The sequence below is a fragment of the Dyella sp. genome (assembly GCF_051954575.1).
Classification (GTDB): domain Bacteria; phylum Pseudomonadota; class Gammaproteobacteria; order Xanthomonadales; family Rhodanobacteraceae; genus Dyella_B.
The window spans coordinates 1-3650 of the sequence record NZ_JBQCHP010000061.1; the positions used below are offsets into that span (position 1 = coordinate 1).

A 3650-nucleotide genomic window follows, 5' to 3' on the forward strand; every position below is an offset into this window, starting at 1 on the left:
GCCGGGGCGGGTGCTGAGCGGCCTGGCGCGACACCATGCACGTGCGCGCGAGCACGTGATCGTAGCGGCGCTGCGGCATGGGCAGGATGCAAGCGGTGACGCCCAGGTGCTGCAGCAGGCGCTGGGGCAGGTGTGGCAAGCAGGCATGGCGATCGACTGGCCGGCTTATCACGCCCACGAGCGCTGCCGGCGCATCCCCTTGCCAACCTATCCCTTCGAGCGGCAGCGCTACTGGATCGAACCTGCCACGCGGTCTGAGACCAAGCGTGGCGACCCGAGCGACTGGTTCTACGCACCATTCTGGAAACTAGCCGCCGCCAAACGCCATGCAGCGACGGTAAGGCAAACGTGGCTGTTGTTGATGGATGACGCCGGTATCGGCGACGCGCTTGCGCAAAAGTTGCATCAAGCGCAACACACGGTGATCACCGTGCGCTTTGGTACACGTTACGAGCAATCCAACAACACCGAGTTCGTTCTGCCGGACGCCAGCGAGGCTCATTTTGAAGAGCTCTTCGGCCGGCTGGCCACTTCGGGTATACATCTTGACCACATGGTGCATATGCGCGGTCTGGATGATCTCGACGAGCAGGCCATGCATGAGTTCGCAGGCTTCGAACGCAGACAGGAGCAGGGTTATTTCAATCTGTTGTTCGCGCTCAAGGCACTGACGAAATGGCAGCGCAGTGGCACCACCCTGTGCCATGTCGTGACGAGCGACGCATATCGCGTTACCGGTGAGGAATCGGTTGGGCCGGAAACCGCCACGATGGCCGGCCTCTGCAAGGTGGCTCCCCAGGAGCACGCACATTTGCGATGCCGCCACATCGATCTTGCGCGGTGCGAATACCTGGAGCCCACGACGGGTTCCTCTGCCGAACGCCTGGCCGATTGCCTGTTCGAAGAAGCGCAACGCCAGGACACCGTCGTGGCGTATCGTCGCGGCCATCGATGGATACCCAGCTACGTGCCGCAAAACCATGCGCCGCGAGGGCCGGGCCGGTTCCGGCACGGAGGGGTGTATGTCATCACCGGCGGTCTGGGCAGACTGGGCATGGTCATCGCCTCCTACCTGGCTGCCACCTATGCGGCGCGTCTTGTGCTGATCGCGCGTCCCGGCTCCCAGGAGCCGAGTGAAGGCTGGCACGAACTGGAAGCGAGCGGTGCCCAGGTCGTGCTGTGCCGTGCTGATGTCACCGATGCCGAGCAGATGGAACATGCATTCCACCTGGCAGAGGAGCGCTTTGGCGTTATCGACGGTGTCATTCATGCCGCAGGTCAGCTTCGCGATGTGATCACTCCCCTCGTGGAAACCACCGTAAACAGTAGTCGCGCGCAATTCATGCCGAAAGTGCAAGGTTTGCTTGTACTGGATGCGTTGCTGCGGCATCGCCAGGTGGATTTTTGCCTGCTCATGTCTTCGTTGTCGGCGGTACTGGGCGGCCTGGGTTTTGCAGCCTACGCTGCCGCCAATAGCTACATGGATGCGTTCGTGCATCACAAGCACGGCCAAGGAGAAACGTTCTGGCTGAGCGTGAACTGGGACGGTTGGCTGGTTGATGACGTTTCGGAACTGACAGGCGTGCATGGCATGCGCCTTGCCGAAGGCATGCAGGCGATGGAGTGGGCGCTGTCCGTGGAGGATATCCCGCAATTGGTCCAGGCTACCGGCGACTTGCATCGCCGGCTGGAGAAATGGATCGATCTGCGCAGCGTGGAGGCAGATCAGCATCGACTTTATGCGCGCGCTGACGCATTGGGCGATCGCCTTGCCCCGCGCAATGACGTTGAGCATCGCCTGCAAGGACTTTGGCAGGAGCTGATCGGCATCGACGGTATCGGCGTGAATGAGGACTTCTTCGAGCTGGGCGGGGATTCCCTGCTGGCTACCCGCTTGTTGAACCGGATTCGCGATGCATTTCCGGATGCGGGTTATTCGATGAGGGCTTTTTTCGAAGCGCCGACGATTGCGTCGGGTGCTGAAAAGATTTCCACCAGCTTGCTGGCGCAGAAGCTGGAAGAAAAGAAGCTCGACGTCATGAGAGAGCAGGACAACATCGAGGAGGGTGAGTTCCAATGAGTTCCGTCGAGCAGATTTTGAGCGAAGCCTTGGCCAGCGACGTTGTGCTCTATGTCAAGAATGACCGGCTCGCCTATGTTGCCTCCGGCGGCATGTCCGAAGCGCTGCGCAAGAAGATTGCGGACAACAAGCAGCCCATCCTCGAATACCTGCGCGAACTCGATCGCATTCGCGACGAACGCGAAGTGGAGCTTCCGGGCATAGCACCACGTAAAGCGCAAACTTCGCTCCCCTTGTCTTATACCCAGCAGCGGCTGTGGTTCATCGACAAATTCGAGGACGGCAGCACGCCCTACAACATGATGAAGGCGTTCCGCATCGAGGGACACCTGAACCAGGATACGCTGGCGCGTACGCTGCGCGCGCTCATCGAACGCCACGAATCGCTGCGTACTGTTTTTTCCGATGACGGTGGCGAGGTACGGCAGGTCGTCAAACAAGGCTTTGCTGTGCCGATCGTTCAAGGCGACCTTCGGCGCGTACCGATCGAGCGACGGGAAACGGAAATCGCCGCGTGGTTGACCAAAGAAGAAGACACTTCATTCGATCTCGGCCGAGATCTACCTGTGCGGGTGACCTTGCTTCAGCTGGATACGGATGACCATATCGTGGTCTTTACCATTCATCACATCGCTTGCGACGGCTGGTCGCTGGCGCTGCTGGTGGACGAGTTTACTGTCCTTTACACCGCTTTCAGTCAAGGACATTCCAGCCCGCTTGCACCGCTGGCGATCCAGTATGCGGACTATGCGCTCTGGCAGCGCGACTGGATGCAGCGCGGCGATCTGTTGCAACGGCAGCTCGGCTATTGGGAAAAGCGGCTTGCCGGCATTCCGTCCGTGCACGCGCTGCCGCTGGACCGGCCACGTCCAGCGCAGCAGCGCTTCCATGGCAGGTTTCATACTCAGCTGATCGATACGGCGACGACCGATCGCTTGAAGGCGTTCGCGCAGCAGTACGACGTCACCATGTTCATTCTTCTGCACGCGGTATTTGCGCTGCTTATCGCGCGTTATAGCCGCGAAAATACGGTAGTGATGGGGACGCCGGTGGCCGGGCGGCTGCACAAGGATACCGAGGCGCTGATCGGTTGTTTCGTCAACTCTCTGGTACTGCGCTCGGATATAGACCGATCCGCGTCATTTGCCGATTACCTGCAGGCCAGCAAGCGTGCACTGTTCGGCGACTATGCGCATCAACACGTGCCTTTCGAGATGCTGGTCGAACATCTGCGCCCGGAGCGGAATCCTTCTTTTCCGCCGCTGTTTCAGATCGTGTTTGGTTTGAACAACAACGACAACCGGCAACTTGAGCTGCCCGGCCTGAAGCTTAGCGCGCCTGCTTACGAAGCCAACAAGACCAAGGTCGATCTGGAGCTTGGCATCACCGAGATCGACGGCACACTGCAGGTGCTATGGAATTTCAATACCGACCTGTTCGAGGCGCAGACGATCATCGGCATGGCCGACTCGTTCGCCACGCTGTTGCAAGGCGTGTTGCGCATGCCGCACGCCCCTGTGCAGTCCCTGCCGTTGCTGGACGATGCCCGCTGCGCGGCGATGCTGGCCCT

The 3650-nt window shown here is 60.1% G+C and carries 2 protein-coding genes and 1 pseudogene; all 3 read left to right on the forward strand.

Annotation, left to right across the window (positions count from 1 at the left end; all coding sequences use genetic code 11):
- Positions 1-145 precede the first annotated feature (145 nt).
- Positions 146-2080, forward strand: coding sequence for an SDR family oxidoreductase (locus ACTHNE_RS08330; protein ID WP_324945168.1), 1935 nt, complete (start codon positions 146-148; stop codon positions 2078-2080).
- Positions 2077-2226, forward strand: a pseudogene (locus ACTHNE_RS08335) (hypothetical protein); the annotation flags it as partial. The gene ACTHNE_RS08330 and the pseudogene ACTHNE_RS08335, both read left to right, overlap by 4 nt.
- A gap of 39 nt (positions 2227-2265) precedes the next feature.
- The coding region (locus ACTHNE_RS08340) for a condensation domain-containing protein (RefSeq protein ID WP_440269003.1) at positions 2266-3650 on the forward strand (1385 nt) is incomplete at its 3' end.